This is a genomic window from Curtobacterium sp. L1-20 (genome assembly GCF_048755855.1).
In the GTDB taxonomy this organism is placed as follows: Bacteria; Actinomycetota; Actinomycetes; order Actinomycetales; family Microbacteriaceae; genus Curtobacterium.
Genome location: NZ_CP151473.1, coordinates 2225295 through 2243277, shown reverse-complemented (window position 1 = coordinate 2243277; position 17983 = coordinate 2225295). Strand labels below are relative to the sequence as shown.

The following is a 17983-nucleotide window of genomic DNA, read 5'->3' as shown; positions in this document are numbered from 1 at the left end:
CACGACGGACGGGAGGCCCGTGGCGGACCCGCCACGGGCCTCCCGTCCCGTCTCGTGGTGCGCCTACCGCGCGCTGGTCGCGTCGGTCGGCTGTACCACCTCGGTGAGCCACGCGAGGATGCGGGCGTCGAACCAGTCGGCGTCGTGGTTCCAGAGCTTGGTGTGCCGGGCGGTCGTCTGGATCTCGAGCCGCACCAGGTCCGGCCGCGCCGCCGCCAGGGCACGGGACGCCGAGGACGGCACGAAGCCGTCGTCGTCGCTGTGCATGAGCAGGATCGGCACACGGAGCTCGTCGGCGCGGGCGACCATGTCGAGCTCGCGGAGGTCGACCGGCCGGCGCAGGCCCGTGAGCCGGTGCAGTACGGGTGTGCGGAGGAGCCGCTGCGCGACCTTGCGGACCGGCCGGGGCAGGCGGAGCAGCTGGCTCTGCGACTTCAGGACGGCGTGCCAGTCGACCACCGGCGACTCGAGGACGACGCCGTCGACGAGGTGCGCGAAGCGGGACCGGACGAGGGTCTGCAGGACCACGGCGCCGCCCATCGACCACCCCATGAGCACGACGCTCGAGGCGCCCTGCGCGGAGAGCCAGCGGAGGACCGCGTCGACGTCCTCCCACTCGGTGCTGCCGAGCCCGTAGCGGCCGTCGACGCTGCGCGGGGCGACGCCGTCGTTCCGCCACGACGCGAGGACCACGGAGTAGCCGGCGGCGCGGAACACGGGGAGCGCGCGGATCGTCTCGGCACGGGTCACGCCGCGCCCGTGCACGAGGACGGCCCACGGGGCGTCCGGGGCGTCCGCGCGGACCACCCAGGCCGGGGCGGGGCCGTTCGGCGTCGGGACGTCGACGTCCTCCACCGGCACGTCGAGCTCGCCCGGCGTCAGGTAGAACCAGCCACCCCACCGTCCGCGTCGTGCGGCGGTCGGGTCGCCCGCGTCGATCGCGATGATGCGCCGCGTCACGGTGGTGTCCGTCGTCCCGAGGACCTCCCCGATCCGCATGTGGCCGGTCCCGCCGCCGAACCACAGGCTGTACCGGCCCTGCAGCTCGGTGTCCGCGGTGCGTTCGATCGTGACCGTCATCCGTGTCGGGTCGACCGCGTGGATCGGGACGCGTTCGGCGCGCTTGCGGTCCGGGGTGACGACCGCGCGGGCGACCGCGGCGACGAACCCCCCGATGACCGCCGTCGTGACGGCGGCTGCCGCGACCCCGGCCCCGAGGGCGACCAGTCCGGCCGATCGGGCGGTGTCCTGGACGGCGTCCTCGGCGGGTCGCGCGGATCGGGACATGGTCCGGAGCCTAGTCTGCATTCGTGTCCGAGAACCAAGAGCCCGACGCCTTCGCGCGGCTCCGTGCGTTCGTGGCGTCGGGCGGCACCCGCGCCGAGACGACGATCACCGAGATCCCCTCGCCGTCCCGCATCGCGCCGTTCTCCATCGCCCTCGCGGCGGACGTGTCCGGCGCCGTCCACGGGATCGACTCGGACCTCGGCACCGGCCGGTTCATCGCCCTGCACGACCCGGACGAACCGGAGGGCTGGGGCGGTCCGTTCCGCATCGTGACCTTCGCGCAGGCCCCGCTCGAACCCGAGATCGGCGTCGACGAGTTCGTCGCCGACGTCACGTGGAGCTGGCTCGTGGACGCGCTCGCGGCGCACGGAGCGACGTACGACCGGGCCTCCGGGACGGCCACCAAGATCATCTCGCGCGGGTACGGCGACCTCGCTGCCCAGGGCGACGGCGCACAGCTCGAACTGCGCGCGTCCTGGACCCCGCGGGGGGACGACCTCACCGCACACGTCGAGGCGTGGGAGGAGATCGTGGCGATGCTCGCCGGTCTGCCGCCCGCGTCGGACGGCGTGACCCTGTTGGCCCCGAGGAGGCTCGCACGTGACTGACCCCGACGCCCCGGCAGGCTCCGCCGCTCCGGGGGGCTCCGCCGGTCCGGTGGACTCCGCTGGTCCGGGGGGCTCCGCTGGTCCGGGGGGCTCCGCTGGTCCTGCTGCTCCGGCCGGTCCTGCTGCTCCGGCCGGTCCTGCTGCTCCGGCGTTCGAGGCCTCGCACGACGCCGTCCACGTGATCGAGACGCGCGAGGAGTACCTCGACGCCGTCGCCGCGATCGCCGCCGGGCACGGGCCGGTTGCCGTCGATGCCGAGCGGGCGAGCGGCTACCGCTACTCCCAGCGCGCCTACCTCATCCAGGTGTTCCGCCGTGGTGCCGGCGCCTTCCTGTTCGACCCGATCCCGATCGGCACCTTCTCCGAACTCCAGGACGCGATCGTCGACGAGGAGTGGCTGTTCCACGCCGCCTCGCAGGACCTGCCGTGCCTGCAGGAGGTCGGACTCGTCCCGACCCGGATCTTCGACACCGAGCTCGGGGCACGCATCGCCGGGTTCCCGCGCGTCGGACTCGGCGCGGTCGTCGAGCAGCTGCTCGGCATCACGCTCGCGAAGGCCCACTCCGCGGCCGACTGGTCGACGCGACCGCTGCCGCAGGCCTGGCTCGTCTACGCGTCGCTCGACGTCGAGCTCCTGCCCGACCTCCGCGACGCGCTGGCGGAGAACCTCGAGGTCGCCGGGAAGACCCGCTTCGCGGAGGAGGAGTTCGCCGCGGTCCTCAGCCGGGGGCCGAAGCCGCCGCGGGCCGAGCCCTGGCGACGACTCTCCGGGATGCACGCCCTGCGCGGCGCGCGCGCCCTCGCGATCGCCCGGGCACTGTGGACCGCTCGCGACGCCTACGCCCGCGAGGCCGACATCGCTCCGGGCCGGACCATCCCGGACTCCGCCATCGTCGCCGCCGCCGCCGCGAACCCCGCGTCGAAGGGCGAGCTGAGCGGGGTGAAGGCCTTCACCGGCCGTGCCAGCCGGTCCGAGCTCGACCGGTGGTGGGCCGCCGTCGAGGAGGGCCGCACGACCGAGGACCTGCCGAAGCTCCGCGGGACCGGCGAGGCCACGCTCCCGCCGCCGCGGGCCTGGGCCGACCGGAACCCGGCAGCGGACCGTCGCTACAAGGCAGCCCGCGCCGCGGTCGTCGCCCGCGCCGAGGAACTCGACCTGCCCGTCGAGAACCTCCTCACCCCGGACACGCTCCGCACCGTGTCGTGGGAACCGCCGACGCCGGTCGCGACCGAGACCGTCGGCGCCGTGCTCGCCGCGCACGAGGCCCGTCCGTGGCAGGTGGAGGAGACCGCGTCGATCATCGCGCACGCCTTTGTCGCTGCTGCACAGGCCCCTGCTGCCGAGAGCAACACGGAATCGTAGGAACGCCCCAACGGGCATGCGACCGCACAGCGTCGGGGCATAGCGTCGACCCAGCATGCCGGGTACGTCCCGGCCGGTCGGGGCGGAACGTGCCCCGACACGATCGATGAGGATCTGGAGGCCCAGATTGCCACAGGCAGCAGAAGTCGTCTTCGTGGACGGTGTTCGGACACCGTTCGGCCGAGCCGGGGAGAAGGGGGTGTTCTGGAAGACCCGCGCCGACGACCTCGCGGTGCACGCGATGCGCGGGCTCCTCGACCGGAACGCCTCGTTGGACGGTGCGGCCGTCGACGACGTCGCCGTCGCGGCCACCACGCAGCAGGGCGACCAGGGGCTGACGCTCGGCCGGACCGTGGGCATGCTCGCCGGTCTGCCGAAGACGGTTCCCGGGTACGCGATCGACCGGATGTGCGCCGGAGCCATGACGAGCGTCACGACCCTCGCCGGTGCCATCGCGTTCGGCGCCGCGGACGTCGCCATCGCCGGTGGCGTCGAGCACATGGGTCGGCACCCGATGGGCTTCAACGCCGACCCGAACCCACGCTTCGTCGCGGAGCGCCTGGTGAACGGCGACGCCCTCGTGATGGGGAAGACCGCCGAGCGTCTGCACGACCGCTTCCCCGCGATCACGAAGGACCGCACCGACGCCTTCGCCGTGCAGTCCCAGCAGCGCTACGCCGCAGCGTGGGCCGGCGGCAAGCTGCAGCCGGACCTGGTGCCGGTCGAGGTCAACACGGGCGAGGGCTGGGACGTCGTCTCCACCGACGAGCCGCCCCGCCCCGGGACGACCCTGGAGGCCCTGGCCGCCCTCAAGACGCCGTTCCGCCCGCACGGACGGATCACCGCGGGCAACGCCGCCGGCCTCAACGACGGCGCGACGATGAGCCTCCTCGCGTCCGCCGACGCCGCGAAGCAGCACGGACTGCCGACGAAGATGCGCATGGTCTCCTTCGCCTTCGCGGGCGTCGACCCCGAGGTGATGGGCATCGGTCCCGTCCCCGCCACCGACAAGGCCCTCGCCAAGGCCGGGTTGTCGATCGACGACATCGGCCTGTTCGAGATCAACGAGGCGTTCGCCGTCCAGGTGCTCGCCTTCCTCGACAACTACGGCATCGCGCAGGACTCCCCGAACGTGAACGCATGGGGCGGCGCGATCGCCGTCGGGCACCCGCTCGCGTCCAGTGGTGTCCGGCTGATGACCCAGCTCGCGGCACAGTTCGCCGAGCGACCGGACGTCAAGTACGGCATCACGACCATGTGCATCGGGCTCGGCCAGGGCGGCACCGTCATCTGGGAGAACCCGAACTTCAGCAAGTCCGCGGCACGGAAGGCGGCCTGAGCATGACCATCGTCGACAACGACCGACTGTCCGAACTCAGCGAGGACGAGGTCGTCACGCACTCGTACGTCAAGCACGTCGCGCTGCCGTCCGGTGGCACGCTGGCGCTGATCACGCTCGACAACGGCAAGGACTACAAGCGCCCGAACACACTCGGCCCGCGCACGCTCCGTGAGCTGTCCCGGGTGCTCGACACCCTGCGGAGCGAGGCGGCCGCCGGCACGATCCAGGGCGTCGCGATCACCGGCAAGGACTACTGCTTCGCCGCCGGTGCCGACCTGTCCCAGGCCGCGTCGGTCCCCTCCCGCGACGTCGCGCACGACCTCGCCGCGCTCGGTCACGCCACCCTCCGGAGGTTCTCGGACCTCGGCGTCCCGTCCTTCGCCTTCGTCAACACGTTGGCGCTCGGTGGAGGGCTCGAGATCGCGCTGCACTGCACGTACCGGGTCTTCTCGTCCGCCGCGCAGGGCATCGGTCTGCCCGAGGTGTTCCTCGGGATCATCCCCGGCTGGGGCGGTGCCACGCTGCTCCCCCGGCTCATCGGCCCCGAGCGGGCACTCCGGGTCATCGTCGAGAACCCGCTCAAGAACAACCGTCTGCTCGACGGTGCCGCCGCGGTCGACCTCGGCATCGGCGACGCCCTCATCCCGTCGGTGACCTTCCTGCCGTCCTCGGTCGCCTGGGCGGACGGCGTCATCGCCGGGCGCACCAAGGTCGTGCGGAAGAACGAACCCGGCATGCTCGAGAAGGCCGCGTGGGGCACGGTCGTCAAGGTCGCCCGCGGGCAGGTCGCGTCGAAGATCGGCACGGTGCCGAAGTCGCCGTTCCGGGCGCTCGACCTCGTCGCCGCCGCACGCGGTGGATCCCTGGACGAACGGTTCGCCGACGAGGACGACGCCCTCGCCGACCTCATCTCCGGCGACCAGTTCGCCGCGTCGATGTACGCGTTCGACCTCGTGCAGAAGCGCGCGAAGAAGCCCGTCGGTGCACCGGAGGGTGTCGAGCCCAGGAAGATCACGAAGGTGGGCGTGCTCGGTGCCGGGCTCATGGCGTCCCAGTTCGCCCTGCTCTTCGCCCGACGGCTCGGCGTCCCCGTCGTCATCACCGACGTGGACCAGAACCGCGTCGACGCCGGCGTCGAGCGGATCCGCGGCGAGGTCGACAAGCTCCTCGACAAGGGCCGGGTCTCCCCCGACGACGCGAACCGCATCAAGGCCCTCGTCAGCGGCTCCGTGTCCTACGACGCCTTCGCGGACGCCGACTGGGTGATCGAGGCCGTCTTCGAGGAGATGAGCGTCAAGCAGGAGGTGTTCCGGAAGATCGAGCAGGTCATCGCGCCCGACGCGATCCTCGCCACGAACACGTCGTCGCTGTCCGTCTCCGAGATGGGCTCGGTGCTGTCCGACCCCTCACGGCTCGTCGGCTTCCACTTCTTCAACCCGGTCGCCGTGATGCCCCTGCTCGAGGTCGTCCGCACCGCGGACACGTCGGACGAGACGCTCGTCACGGCCCTCGCCGTCGCGAAGACCCTGAAGAAGACGGCGATCATCACCGCCGACCAGCCCGGCTTCGTCGTCAACCGGGTGCTCGCCCGGGTGCTCGGCGAGGCGATGCGCGGCGTCGAGCAGGGCACGTCGTTCGACGTCGTCGCCCAGGGTGCGGCGCCGCTCGGCCTGCCCATGTCGCCCTTCGAACTGCTCGAGCTCGTCGGCCTGCCGGTCGGCGCGCACGTCCTCGACTCCCACCACGCCGCGTGGCCCGAACGGTTCTACCCGGGCGACGGACTGAAGCGTATCGCCGAGTACGGGCACATCCTGACGCGCGACAAGAAGGGCAACGCGACCGGGTACGACCCGGCTGCCGTGAAGCTCGTCGCGCCGTCGAAGAAGGACGCGCAACCGGTCGACGCGGCCACGATGCAGCAGCGCTTCGAGGACGCCCTGGCCGACGAGGTGCACCGCATGCTCGAGGACGGCGTCGTGCAGCACGTCGAGGAGATCGACCTCGGGCTCATCCTCGGCGCGGGCTACCCGTTCCAGGCCGGCGGCATCAGCCCCTACCTCGACCGCTCCGGTGCGTCCGAGCGCGTCTTCGGCGGGACGTTCCACGACCCGGCGATCGTCGGGCCCGCCTCCCGCTAGCGTCGGCGGCCGCGTCACGTCGTCGCCGCCGCCGTACAACGAACGTCACCCCGAACCGCGGCACTGCGTGGTTCGGGGTGACTTCGCTCGTGCGGCACCCACGCGGCAGAGCCGTCGCGGCGTACCGGCGTACCGTGCAGGCATGACGACGGAGTGGTGGGCACCGCGTGCGGCGGCTGGCCCGTGCGTGACCCTGCCCGTCCCACTGGCGGTCGTGCCCGCCCTGTTCCAGCAGGCGGTCGATGTCGTCCCGGGTGCAGCCACGATGGAGGTCCGCGACGACGGAGCCGTGGTCGCGCGCCGGACGTCGTTCGCGGCCCGAGCCGAGAACGTCGTGTTCGCGTTCCGTCGCGCCGGTCCTGCCTCCTCGACGGTGCAGATTATCCGCGAGGGTCGCGACGGCCTGTCCTTCGGTCAAGTGCTCTTCGTGACGCCGATGGCACGGTCGATCCTGCGCGAGCTCCGCGCCGCCGCCGGCTCGTCACTCGGCTGAGCCGCTGCCGAACCATGGAACCGACGTCGAACCAGGCACTCGCCCTGGTTCGACGTCGGTTCCCTGGTTCGACGGGGTGTCGACCCACGGCACGTGACCGTGGACGGACCGACCAGCCCCGGCGTCAGCCGTCGACGGACGACCGCGACCGCACCGGCTTCGCCTGCGGCAGCTTCGTCCCCACGACCTGGTCGATGACGTCGCGGGCGATGGCCTGCGCCGTCAACCCGACGTCGGCCAGGATCTGTGACCGCGACGCGTGGTCGATGAACGCGTCCGGCAGCCCGAGCTCGTTCACGCCGGTGTCGACGCCCGCTGCCCGGAGGTCCTGCCGGAGCCGAGTGCCGACGCCGCCGACCCGGACGCCGTCCTCGATGGTGATGACCAGTCGGTGGTCCCGGGACAGCTCGATGAGCGACGCGGGGATCGGCACCACCCACCGCGGGTCCACGACCGTCACACCGATCCCCTGGGCCTCGAGCAGCTCGGCGGCCTCGAGCGCGACCGGCACCATCGAGCCGACCGCCACGAACAGGACGTCGGGCGATGCGTCGGGCGCATCGCGCAGCACGTCGACGCCGTCGTCCATCCGTCGCAGCGCGGGGATGTCCGGGCCGACCTGCCCCTTCGACCACCGCAGCACGGTGGGTGCGTCGTCGACGGCGATCGCCTCGCGGAACTCCTCGCGCAGGGTCACGGCATCGCGCGGGGCGGCGATCCGGATCCCCGGCACGACCTGCAGCAGTGCGAGGTCCCACATGCCGTGGTGGGAGGGGCCGTCCGGACCGGTGATCCCGGCGCGGTCGAGCACGAACGTGACGCCGGCCTTGTGCAGGGCGACGTCCATCAGCACCTGGTCGAACGCACGGTTGAGGAACGTCGCGTAGAGCGCCACGACCGGGTGCAGCCCGCCGTACGCCAGACCCGCCGCGGTCGTGACCGCGTGCTGCTCGGCGATCCCGACGTCGTACACGCGGTCGGGGTGCTGCTCCTGGAACAGGTGCAGCCCGGTCGGACGGAGCATCGCCGCGGTGATCGCCACGACCCGTTCGTCCTCGGCTCCGACCGACGCCAGGGTCGACGCGAACACCGAGGTCCACGACGGACCCGCCGACACGTCGAGCGACTCACCCGTCTCGGGGTCGATGTGCCCGACCGCGTGGAACTGGTCCGCCTGGTCGCGCAGGGCCGGCTCGAACCCGTGGCCCTTCTCGGTGATGGCGTGCACGATCGTCGGCTGGCCGTACTCCTTCGCCTGCCGCAGCGCAGCTTCCATCGCACGCTGGTCGTGGCCGTTCACCGGGCCGATGTACTTGATGTCGAGGTTCGAGTAGAGCGCCTCGTTGTTGGTGAACCGCGACAGGAAGCCGTGCAGGCCGCCGCGCACGCCACGGTAGATCGCCCGCCCCGGCGCTCCGAAGCGGTCGGCGACGGCACGGGACCGCTCGTAGAGGGCGCGGTACTCCTGCCGTGTCCGCACGGAGCTGAGGAAGCGCGCCATCCCGCCGATCGTCGGCGCGTACGAGCGCCCGTTGTCGTTGACGACGATGACGAGCCGTCGGTCGTTGCCGTCGGAGATGTTGTTGAGCGCCTCCCACGTCATGCCCCCGGTGAGCGCGCCGTCACCGACGACGGCGACGACCGAGCGGTCGGCCTGCCCGGTCTGCACGAAGGCGCGCGAGATGCCGTCCGCCCACGACAGCGAGGAGGATGCGTGCGAGGACTCGACGATGTCGTGCTCGGACTCGCTCCGCTGCGGGTAGCCGGCGAGTCCGCCGCGCTCCCGGAGCCGCGAGAAGTCCTGCCGGCCCGTGACGAGCTTGTGCACGTACGACTGGTGCCCCGTGTCGAACACGAACGCGTCGTGCGGCGAGTCGAACACGCGGTGCATCGCGAGCGTCAGCTCGACCACACCGAGGTTCGGTCCGAGGTGACCGCCGGTCTTGGCCACCTCGGCGACCAGGAAGCGCCGGATCTCCGCGGCGAGGTCCGTCATCTGCGCGTCCGACAGACGCTTGAGGTCGCGCGGCGAGGAGATGCTGCTCAGCAGGCTCACGGGCGCTCCTTTCGTGGTGCTGACCACTCACTCTAGGCGCGTGGGGGCGGAACGGACTGGAGGCGCGGTGCCAGCCGGCACCGCGCCTCCAGTCCGTCTCGTGGTCGCGTCAGACGAGCGACCGGAGCACGTACTGCAGGATGCCGCCGTTGCGGTAGTAGTCGGCCTCACCGGGGGTGTCGATGCGGACGACCGCGTCGAACTCGATCGTCTGCTTGCCGGCCGGCGAGTGCTCGCTCGGCTCCGCCGTGACGTGCACCGTCTTCGGGGTGCGGCCCTCGTTGAGCTCGGTCAGCCCGGAGATCGACACGACCTCGGTGCCGTCGAGTCCGAGCGACTCGACGGACTCGCCCGCCGGGAACTGCAGCGGGACGACACCCATGCCGATGAGGTTCGACCGGTGGATGCGCTCGAAGCTCTCGGTGATGACCGCCTTGACGCCGAGCAGGTTCGTGCCCTTCGCCGCCCAGTCACGCGACGAGCCGGAGCCGTACTCCTTGCCGCCGAAGATGACGAGCGGGATGCCCTGCTCCTGGTAGTGCTGCGAGGCGTCGTAGATGAACGACTGCTCGCCGTCGGGCGTCGTGAAGTCGCGGGTGTACCCGCCCTCCACGCCGTCCAGCAGCTGGTTGCGCAGGCGGATGTTCGCGAACGTGCCACGGATCATCACCTCGTGGTTGCCGCGACGCGAGCCGTAGGAGTTGAAGTCCTTGCGGTCGACGCCGTGCTCGGCGAGGTACTTGCCCGCCGGGCTGTCGGCCTTGATCGAGCCGGCCGGCGAGATGTGGTCGGTGGTGACCGAGTCGCCGAGCTTCGCGAGGACGCGGGCGCCGGAGATGTCCGACACGGCGTCGGGCTGCATCGTCATGCCCTCGAAGTACGGGGGCTTCCGCACGTAGGTCGACTCGGTGTCCCACTCGAAGGTGTCGCCCGTCGGGGTCGGCAGGTTCTTCCAGCGGTCGTCGCCCTCGAACACGGAGCCGTACTCGTGGGTGAACATCTCGGTGTCGATCGACGCGTCGATGACCTGCTGGACCTCGACCGCGTCGGGCCAGATGTCCTGCAGGAAGACGTCCTTCCCGTCCTGGTCGGTGCCGAGGGCGTCCTTGTCGAAGTCGAAGTGCATCGACCCGGCGAGGGCGTAGGCGATGACCAGCGGCGGGGACGCCAGGTAGTTCATCTTCACGTCGGGGTTGATCCGACCCTCGAAGTTGCGGTTGCCGGAGAGCACCGCGGTGACCGCGAGGTCGTTGTCCTGCACGGCCTGCGAGATCTCCTCGGGCAGCGGGCCCGAGTTGCCGATGCAGGTGGTGCAGCCGTAGCCGACCGTGTAGAAGCCGAGGTCCTCGAGGTAGCTGGTCAGACCCGCCTTCTCGTAGTAGTCGGTGACGACCTTCGACCCGGGCGCGAGGGTGGTCTTCACCCACGGCTTCGCCTTCAGGCCCTTCTTCGCGGCGTTCCGCGCGAGGATGCCGGCGGCCATCATGACCGACGGGTTGGACGTGTTCGTGCACGAGGTGATCGCCGCGATCGCGACCGCGCCGTGGTCGATGGTGAAGGGGGCGCCGTCGGCGATGGCGACCGAGGTCGGCTTCGAGACGGTGCCGGGCGCGCTCGACGCGTGCACCGGGACCTCGGACGCCGGGGCGTCCTGCAGGTCGTCCACGGCGTGCTCGTCACCGGGGGCGGCGGCCACCGGGTCGGACGCCGGGAACGTGTCCGCGACGGCCTTGTCCTCTTCGGTGTGGTCGATGCTCGCGTAGTTGGCGAGGTCGACCTCGAACTGGTCCTTCGCCTTCGAGAGCTCGATGCGGTCCTGCGGGCGCTTCGGGCCGGAGATCGAGGGGACGACCGTGGAGAGGTCGAGTTCCATGTACTCGGAGTAGTTCGGCTCGACCGACGGGTCGTGCCAGAGGCCCTGTGCCTTGGCGTACGCCTCGACGAGGGCGATCTGCGCGTCGTCGCGACCGGTCAGGCGGAGGTAGTCGAGCGTGACGTCGTCGACCGGGAACATCGCCGCGGTGGACCCGAACTCCGGGGACATGTTGCCGATGGTGGCGCGGTTCGCGAGCGGGACCTCGCCGACGCCCTCGCCGTAGAACTCGACGAACTTGCCGACCACGCCGTGCTTGCGGAGCTCCTGCGTGATGGTGAGGACCACGTCGGTCGCGGTGACGCCGGCCGGGATCGACCCGGACAGCTTGAAGCCGACGACCTTCGGGATGAGCATCGACACCGGCTGGCCGAGCATCGCCGCCTCGGCCTCGATGCCGCCGACGCCCCAGCCGAGCACGCCGAGGCCGTTCACCATCGTGGTGTGGGAGTCGGTGCCGACGAGGGTGTCCGGGTAGGCGTAGGTCTCGCCGTCGAAGTCGCGCGTGTAGGTGACCTTCGCCAGGTACTCGATGTTCACCTGGTGCACGATGCCGGTGCCCGGCGGGACGACCTTGAAGTCCTCGAACGCGGTCTGCCCCCAGCGGAGGAACTGGTAGCGCTCACCGTTGCGCTCGTACTCGAGGTCGGTGTTGCGCTGCAGGGCGTCCTCGCGGCCGAACAGGTCGGCGATGACGGAGTGGTCGATGACCATCTCGGCGGGCGAGAGCGGGTTGATCTTGTTCGGGTCGCCGCCGATCTCGGCCATCGCCTCGCGCATGGTGGCGAGGTCGACGATGCACGGCACGCCGGTGAAGTCCTGCATGACGACGCGCGCCGGCGAGAACTGGATCTCGGTGTCGGGTTCGGCGTCGGGACGCCACGAGCCGAGGGCGCGGATCTGCTCCTCGGTGACGTTCTTGCCGTCCTCGGTGCGGAGGAGGTTCTCGAGCAGCACCTTCAGGCTGTACGGGAGCTTCTCGTGCCCGGGCACCGTGTCGATCCGGTGGATCGCGTAGTCGACACCCCCAACCGAGAGTGTGTCCTTCGAGCCGAAGCTGTTGACTGCAGCCACTGTGCCGCCTCCCTACTGATCGGTGTGCCCCCAAGCCTGGCGGTCCGCGGGGCGTCGCACCAGCAAGGCAAACCTAATCCCGTGCGCACGAGCGCGCCCACGAGAACTGTCTTGATGTCGAGACAACTCTACACCGCGGGGGCGTCGTCCCTCCGCACGAACACCGTCCGGACGAGCAGCCAGGTCACCCAGAGCACCGCGGCGTAGAGCGGCACCCCGAGGATGAGCTTGAGGCCGGCGAGCAGTTCGACCTGGGTCGTCAGGTACAGCGGCACCTCGACGGCGAGCCGGAGCGCGAAGAGCCCGACCCAGATCCAGGTGGCGACCGTCAGGACGCGGCGCTTCGCCGGGTCGTCCCGCCAGTGCACGTGCGACCCGTCGTCGGCCGCCGGCAGCAGGAAGCCGACCACCAGCCCGATGAGCGGCCAGCGGACCGCGAGGGAGACGAGCAGTCCGACGAGCCAGACCGCGTTGATGAGGATGCCGGGGATGAAGTTGCTCTCGGCACGACCGGTGATGAGCGCGAGCCCCGCGGACACGGCCACGCCGAGGATGCCCGCGAAGGACATCACGACGGACTGACGCTGGAGGAGCCGCACCACGACGAACACCACACCGATCGCGACCGGGATCAGGACGCTCGGGACGAGCTCCTTCGTGATCGCCCAGACGACGAGGAACGCGAACCCCGGCAGGACCGACTCGGCCAGTCCGCGGACCCCACCCACGGCGCCGAGGAGGGCACGACCGGACGGCGTCTCCCCCGGCGCGACCCGTGCGATGCCGGTGTTCGCCACCGCCGCGCGGAACTGCTCGCTGAACGACACCGGCGCGTCGTCGGGGCCGGGCGCCCCGGGTCGGGTGGCGTCGTCGTGGTCCGGCACCGTGCCTCCTGGCCTGGTCGGGGGGGCGGGTCAGACGGCCGACTGCGTCGACTTCGGCATGTGCAGCGGGATCAGGTCGCGCGGCGGCATCGGCGTGGTCCCACGGACCACGACGACACTGCGGAACAGGTCCTCGATCTCGGCAGCGTCGTCGGGCTGCTCGGCCGCCTTGCCGGCGATCACGCCGCGCAGGAACCAGCGCGGACCGTCGACGCCGATGAACCGGGCCGGGCGTGCGCCGTCCGTCACGCCGGAGCCGTCGGTGACGACCGGCACCTGGGCGCGGAGCTCGGGGCCGAACGGCCCGTCGACCTCGGTCACGACACCGCCCTGCCGCTCGATCTGCTCCGCGATCTGGGCGCGGATCTCGTGCCAGAGTCCGGTGGAGCGGGGTGCCGCGAACGGCTGGACCTGCAGGGTCGACTCGTCGTAGTCGAGCCCGACCGCGACGACGCGCTGCGAGCCCTCCTCGACCTCGAGCCGGAGGTGCAGGCCCTCGCGCGGCAGAACCTTCACGCCGCCGAGGTCGACGTACGGGCGCACCAGGTTCGCCTCGGTCTCGTCGTGCGGCCCGTTGTCGGCGCGGTCCTCGGGCCCGGACTTGTCCGTCGGGGCGACCGCGTCCACCTCGTCGAGGTCGGCGTCGGCATCGGTCGCGATGTCGACCTCGGGGGTCGTCTCGGCGACCTCCGCGTCGTCGGCGACGGCGTTCGCCACCTCGACCTCGTCACGCTTGCGTCGGCCGAACTTCATGCGCGCGTTCCTTCCTGAACCTCGTCGGCGGTGCCGCTGGGGACACCGCTCCGGTCACCGTAGCCCGACGAGCCGAAGCCACCCTGTCCGCGGACGCTGTCGGGCAGCTCGTCGACGCGGGTGAACGACACGCGCGGCACCGGCATGACGATCACCTGGGCGATGCGGTCACCGACGTGCACCTCGTGCGGCGCGGACTGGTCGGTGTTGAGCAGTGCGACCTTGATCTCGCCCCGGTAGCCGGCGTCGACGGTGCCCGGCGCGTTCACGATCGTGATGCCGTGCTTCGCGGCGAGGCCGCTGCGCGGGACGACGAACGCCGCGTACCCCTCGGGGAGCGCGATCCGGAGCCCCGTGCCGACGAGACGGCGTTCGCCGGGCTGCAGCACGAACGCCTCGGTCGAGACGAGGTCGGCACCGGCGTCACCGGGGTGGGCGTAGCCGGGAGCGTTCTCCCCGGTCCAGAGGACGTCGACTGGTTCGGTCACGTGTCGAGGGTAGTGCAGACCGTGACCGTTCCGTGACCTCGGGCAAGTCGTGGTGGGATGGACCCGTGACCCTGTACCGCGAACGACTCTGGGCGCCGCCCGCCCTCTACCTGGCGACCGCGCTCGTCATCCCCGCCAGCCTCCTGGTCTTCCTGCCGATCAGCGTCCTCGCCGGGGTCCTGGTCGCGATCGGGATGTACGCCGGCATCGTGGTGGTGCTGACCCTGCTCGCGCCGACGGTCGAGGTCACCGAGACCGAGTTCCGCGCCGGCCGCGCACACCTCCCGCGCACGCTCGTGGGCGAGGTCGCCGGCTTCGAGGGCGCCGAGGCCACGACGCAGCGCGGTCCGAAGCTCGACGCGCGCGCGTGGACCCTGTTCCGCGGCTACGTGCGCGGGGTCGTGCGGGTCGAGGTGCAGGACCCGGCCGACCCGACGCCGTACTGGCTGGTGAGCGTCCGGAACCCGTCGGCCGTCGTCGCCGCGTTGCAGTCCTGAGACCGGGTCGCGTCGGTCGTCGCACCGGCGCCTCCGTCCGGTCCGCGGGTGCTCACCCCGGGGCAACCGGGAGGCGCGACACAGCCCCGGCGCGCACGTCCCGTCCCGGGCACTCGCCGGCTCCGCGGTGCCCGCTCGCCCGCCACGCTCCGTCCCGGGGCACTCGCCGCCTCCGCGGCACCCGCGACGGCCGGCCTCCCCGGCACGCAGAACGGCCCGCCACCTCGGGGAGAGGTGGCGGGCCGTCGTGCGTGTGGGCGTTCCCTAGAGCGCTGCGCACTCCGCGCAGACCGGGCCGAGCTTCGACTCGTGGTCGAGCTGCGAGCGGTGCTTCACGAGGAAGCACTCGACGCAGGTGAACTCGTCGACCTGGGGCGGGAGCACGACGACGTCGAGGTCGACGTCGCTGAGGTCCTGCCCGGCGAGCTCGAAGCTGCCGGGGTTGTCGGAATCATCGTCGACGACCCCCGACATCTTGTCGGGAACGCGCTCCTTGAGGGCCTCGATCGACTCCGAGTCAGAGTTGTCGTCGGTCTTCCGGGGGGCGTCGTAATCGGTGGCCATGCCCATCCATTTCTCGTATCGAGAGGTCGTCGCCGGTGATCGGCGGCGACAGTTTGCACCACGTCCCGCCAGAGCGCAAACCGAGTGTTCCGGCGGGTCGTCATGGCCGTGCAACCCGACACCCGTCGTCGCCATTCCCGACGGCCGGAAACGCGCGCACGACAGTCCGCGGCACGCCCGTGCGCCTCCCCGGGATCGGCTCCGGACGGCTGCATACTCCTGGGGTACGACGCTCGACCGTACGCGACGCTCGGAAGGCGGAACCATGCAAGACGTGAGAGTCATCGGAGTGGAGTCCGGGGCACTCCTGCTCGCGACCGACGGCGGCACCGAGTTCCGGTTGCCCGTGACCTCGTCGCTGCCGGGCCAGGTCCGGCAGGCGAACCCCGACGGCGCTCCGCACAAGCGTGTGTCCCCGAAGGACGTGCAGGCCCGCATCCGCGGTGGCGCCGACGCCGCCGAGGTCGCAGCCGCCCTGGACGTCGACGTGGAGTACGTCCGACGGTTCGAGGGGCCGGTCCTCGCGGAGCGTGCCTTCATCCTCGACGCCGCGCGCCGCGTCCCGGTGACGCCGGCCGACGACGACGCACCCGACGTCTTCGGCGAGGCGATCACGACGAAGCTCGAGGCGGGCGAGGCGAGCGCGGTCTCGTGGGCCTCGTGGAAGGACCCCGAGCACGGCTGGCGCGTCCGCGTGCACTACACGGCCGGCGAGGTCGAGCACGACGCCCAGTGGCTCTTCGACCCCAAGACGTCGACGCTCACGCCGGACAACGGCGACGCGCACCGTCTCTCGCACTCCGACGACGAGGGCATCGCACCCCGTCTCCGTGCGGTCGAGCCGGAGCACCAGGACTCCGACGGCACCCGCTTCGACTCCGGCGCCTTCCGCGTCGACGAGCCGGACGACGACGTCACGAACCCCGACGTGCAGGAGCGCCCGCTCCGCGCGCCGCTCCCCCGCATCGGCGTCGCCGCCGTCGAGGAGCGTGCTCCGGGCAACGAGACCGCCGACCTGCTCGAGGCCCTGCGCCGTCGTCGTGGCGAGCGCGAGTCGGCGGCGTTCGGCGAGCAGCAGGACGAGCCCCGCGGCACGTCGATCAGCGTGGTCGACATCCCGCTGCAGGGCTTCGAGGAGGGCCCGTCCGGCGCCCAGCAGCAGGACGCCCGCCCCGCGTCCGCCCCGGAGGCCGACGGGGGACGGCAGGAGCGCAAGAAGCGCAACCGTCGCTCGATGCCGAGCTGGGACGAGATCGTCTTCGGCACCCGTCCGGACGACGACCCGGCCTGATCGGCACCGGCCGCCCTCCGACCCCGGACGGCGGCAGCTTGGAGGCGCGGCTCGACCCCGGCATGCTCGTCGCGTCCCGGGGTCGCGTCAGTTCGCGAACGCGCCCGCCAGGCGCAGCGGCACCATCGTCTCCTCGTCGGTCATCGCGCCGTGCTGGCCGATCATCCGCTTCGGTTCGGCGCCGTCCCGCAGCCCGCGGTCGTCGTTGAACGCCCACGACCCCCGGGCGACGAGGACGACGTCGCCGATGCGGTCCAGGACCTCGTCGGCGACCGCCCCGAACCAGCCGGCGGCGACCGCTTCGTCGCGGCTCGCGACGTACGCCTTCTTGCCGTAGCGCGCGCGGAACGCCCCGACCAGCCCGCGCACGTCGGTCCCCGGCGCGACGGTCAACTGCCGGCACCGCGGATCGCCGGCGACGCCGACCACGTCCTCGAGCAGGACGGGGTCGATGGAGATGTTCGCGTGGACGGGGACGTCCAGCACGCCGTGGTCCGCGGTCACGAGGATCCCGACGTCGGACGCGCCCCGGGCGTCGAGGCGGCCGAGTTCGCCGTCGAGCAGCTCGAGCGCCGCGGTCCAGCGGTCGGACTGCCAGCCGTGCTTGTGGCCGATCGAGTCGAGCTCGGGCACGTAGAGGTAGACGAGCGAGCGGCCCGAGGCGGTCTCGGCGAGGGCGGCGTCCACCCGCTGGGCGATCGTGTCCGCGGGGACGTACCGCGCGCCGCCGAGCACGTTCGCCGTCATGCCGGAGGAGCGGTAGCGCGCCGGTCCGACGACCACGGGGTCGACGTTGAGCTCCTGCGCCGCCGTGAAGAGCGTCGGGGTCCGCAGCCACCCCGCGGGGACCTCGTCGTCCCACCCGCTCAGCAGGTTCATCACGGACCCGGTGTCCGGGTTCCAGCCGCTGTAGCCGACGACGCCGTGCGTGCCGGGCGACCGACCGGTCGTGAGCGTGCTGAGTGCGGCGGCCGTCGTCGTCGGGAAGCCGCTCCGGAGTCGCTTCGCGGTACCGCTCCCCTTGGCCGCGGTGAGCCAGCGGGCGTGACCCGCGCGAGCGGCCAGTGCGCCGGCCCCCAGGCCGTCGACCAGCACGACGATCGCGGAACGCGCGGGACGGAGGGTGATCCGCGCCTCCAGTCCGGAGGTGCGCAACCACGCGTCGTCCGCGACCCCGAGCGCCACGAGGCAACTCGGGAGGACGTCGGCGAGGTTCGCGGTGGCGTCGGGTGCCGTCGGTACGCTTGTTCCCATCTCCCCCAGTCTCCCAGA

At 71.8% G+C, this 17983-nt stretch carries 15 protein-coding genes; 7 read left to right on the top strand and 8 right to left on the bottom strand.

Going from position 1 to position 17983, the window contains the following annotated elements:
- Positions 1-63: 63 nt before the first annotated feature.
- A complete protein-coding gene (locus AAEP86_RS12115; RefSeq protein WP_420367587.1) occupies positions 64-1287 on the bottom strand; it encodes an alpha/beta fold hydrolase in 1224 nt (407 codons plus the stop codon).
- 23 nt (positions 1288-1310) lie between these two features.
- Between AAEP86_RS12115 and AAEP86_RS12110 the strand changes: the two genes are divergently transcribed.
- From AAEP86_RS12110 to AAEP86_RS12090, 5 genes are all read left to right on the top strand, one after another.
- Positions 1311-1895, top strand: coding sequence for a DUF3000 domain-containing protein (locus AAEP86_RS12110; protein ID WP_420367586.1), 585 nt, complete (start codon positions 1311-1313; stop codon positions 1893-1895).
- Positions 1896-2073: 178 nt separating this feature from the next.
- Positions 2074-3258, top strand: a complete 1185-nt coding sequence (locus AAEP86_RS12105; protein WP_420367585.1) for an HRDC domain-containing protein — start codon at positions 2074-2076, stop codon at positions 3256-3258.
- Between the two features lie 106 nt (positions 3259-3364).
- The gene (locus AAEP86_RS12100) at positions 3365-4597 is read left to right on the top strand and encodes a thiolase family protein (RefSeq protein ID WP_420367584.1); all 1233 of its coding nucleotides are present in this window, start codon (positions 3365-3367) and stop codon (positions 4595-4597) included.
- Between the two features lie 2 nt (positions 4598-4599).
- Positions 4600-6738: a 3-hydroxyacyl-CoA dehydrogenase NAD-binding domain-containing protein gene (locus tag AAEP86_RS12095; protein WP_420367583.1), complete on the top strand. Its 2139-nt coding sequence runs from the start codon at positions 4600-4602 to the stop codon at positions 6736-6738.
- A 142-nt stretch (positions 6739-6880) separates the two neighbouring features.
- The gene (locus tag AAEP86_RS12090) at positions 6881-7231 is read left to right on the top strand and encodes a hypothetical protein (protein WP_420367582.1); all 351 of its coding nucleotides are present in this window, start codon (positions 6881-6883) and stop codon (positions 7229-7231) included.
- Between the two features lie 124 nt (positions 7232-7355).
- Here the strand turns inward: AAEP86_RS12090 and dxs are convergent, their stop codons facing one another.
- The 5 genes from dxs to dut form a co-directional block, all read right to left on the bottom strand.
- Complete coding sequence (dxs, locus tag AAEP86_RS12085) at positions 7356-9287, bottom strand: 1-deoxy-D-xylulose-5-phosphate synthase (RefSeq protein WP_420367581.1); 1932 nt, start codon at positions 9285-9287, stop codon at positions 7356-7358.
- A 109-nt stretch (positions 9288-9396) separates the two neighbouring features.
- Complete coding sequence (locus AAEP86_RS12080; RefSeq protein WP_420367580.1) at positions 9397-12234, bottom strand: aconitate hydratase; 2838 nt, start codon at positions 12232-12234, stop codon at positions 9397-9399.
- A gap of 128 nt (positions 12235-12362) precedes the next feature.
- A complete protein-coding gene (locus AAEP86_RS12075; protein ID WP_420367579.1) occupies positions 12363-13118 on the bottom strand; it encodes a DUF3159 domain-containing protein in 756 nt (251 codons plus the stop codon).
- 30 nt (positions 13119-13148) lie between these two features.
- Complete coding sequence (locus AAEP86_RS12070; protein WP_420367578.1) at positions 13149-13871, bottom strand: DUF3710 domain-containing protein; 723 nt, start codon at positions 13869-13871, stop codon at positions 13149-13151.
- Positions 13868-14359 (bottom strand): dUTP diphosphatase, encoded by a 492-nt coding sequence (dut, locus tag AAEP86_RS12065; protein WP_420367577.1) that lies wholly within the window; start codon positions 14357-14359, stop codon positions 13868-13870. The genes AAEP86_RS12070 and dut overlap by 4 nt, the downstream gene beginning before the upstream one ends.
- Before the next feature lie 65 nt (positions 14360-14424).
- Here dut and AAEP86_RS12060 point away from each other — a divergent pair, with 65 nt between their 5' ends.
- On the top strand, positions 14425-14856 hold the full coding sequence (locus AAEP86_RS12060) for a DUF3093 domain-containing protein (protein ID WP_420367576.1): 432 nt from the start codon (positions 14425-14427) through the stop codon (positions 14854-14856).
- A 264-nt stretch (positions 14857-15120) separates the two neighbouring features.
- On the opposite strand, the gene AAEP86_RS12055 is transcribed toward AAEP86_RS12060, so the two are convergent.
- Entirely contained in the window at positions 15121-15420 is a 300-nt protein-coding gene (locus AAEP86_RS12055) for a DUF4193 domain-containing protein (RefSeq protein WP_031263038.1), read from the bottom strand.
- Positions 15421-15694: 274 nt separating this feature from the next.
- Here AAEP86_RS12055 and sepH point away from each other — a divergent pair, with 274 nt between their 5' ends.
- Positions 15695-16711, top strand: coding sequence for a septation protein SepH (sepH, locus tag AAEP86_RS12050; protein WP_420367575.1), 1017 nt, complete (start codon positions 15695-15697; stop codon positions 16709-16711).
- Positions 16712-16798: 87 nt separating this feature from the next.
- Here sepH and AAEP86_RS12045 read toward each other — a convergent pair whose 3' ends face one another.
- Positions 16799-17965, bottom strand: coding sequence for an alkaline phosphatase family protein (locus tag AAEP86_RS12045; protein WP_420367574.1), 1167 nt, complete (start codon positions 17963-17965; stop codon positions 16799-16801).
- Positions 17966-17983: the final 18 nt, after the last annotated feature.

Coding starts and splice junctions, on each gene's coding strand:
- AAEP86_RS12045 (WP_420367574.1), bottom strand. CDS start 17,965: ATGGGAACAAGCGTACCGACGGCACCCGACGCCACCGCGAACCTCGCC.
- AAEP86_RS12100 (WP_420367584.1), top strand. CDS start 3,365: ATGAGGATCTGGAGGCCCAGATTGCCACAGGCAGCAGAAGTCGTCTTC.
- AAEP86_RS12095 (WP_420367583.1), top strand. CDS start 4,600: ATGACCATCGTCGACAACGACCGACTGTCCGAACTCAGCGAGGACGAG.
- AAEP86_RS12070 (WP_420367578.1), bottom strand. CDS start 13,871: ATGAAGTTCGGCCGACGCAAGCGTGACGAGGTCGAGGTGGCGAACGCC.
- AAEP86_RS12090 (WP_420367582.1), top strand. CDS start 6,881: ATGACGACGGAGTGGTGGGCACCGCGTGCGGCGGCTGGCCCGTGCGTG.
- AAEP86_RS12115 (WP_420367587.1), bottom strand. CDS start 1,287: ATGTCCCGATCCGCGCGACCCGCCGAGGACGCCGTCCAGGACACCGCC.
- AAEP86_RS12055 (WP_031263038.1), bottom strand. CDS start 15,420: ATGGCCACCGATTACGACGCCCCCCGGAAGACCGACGACAACTCTGAC.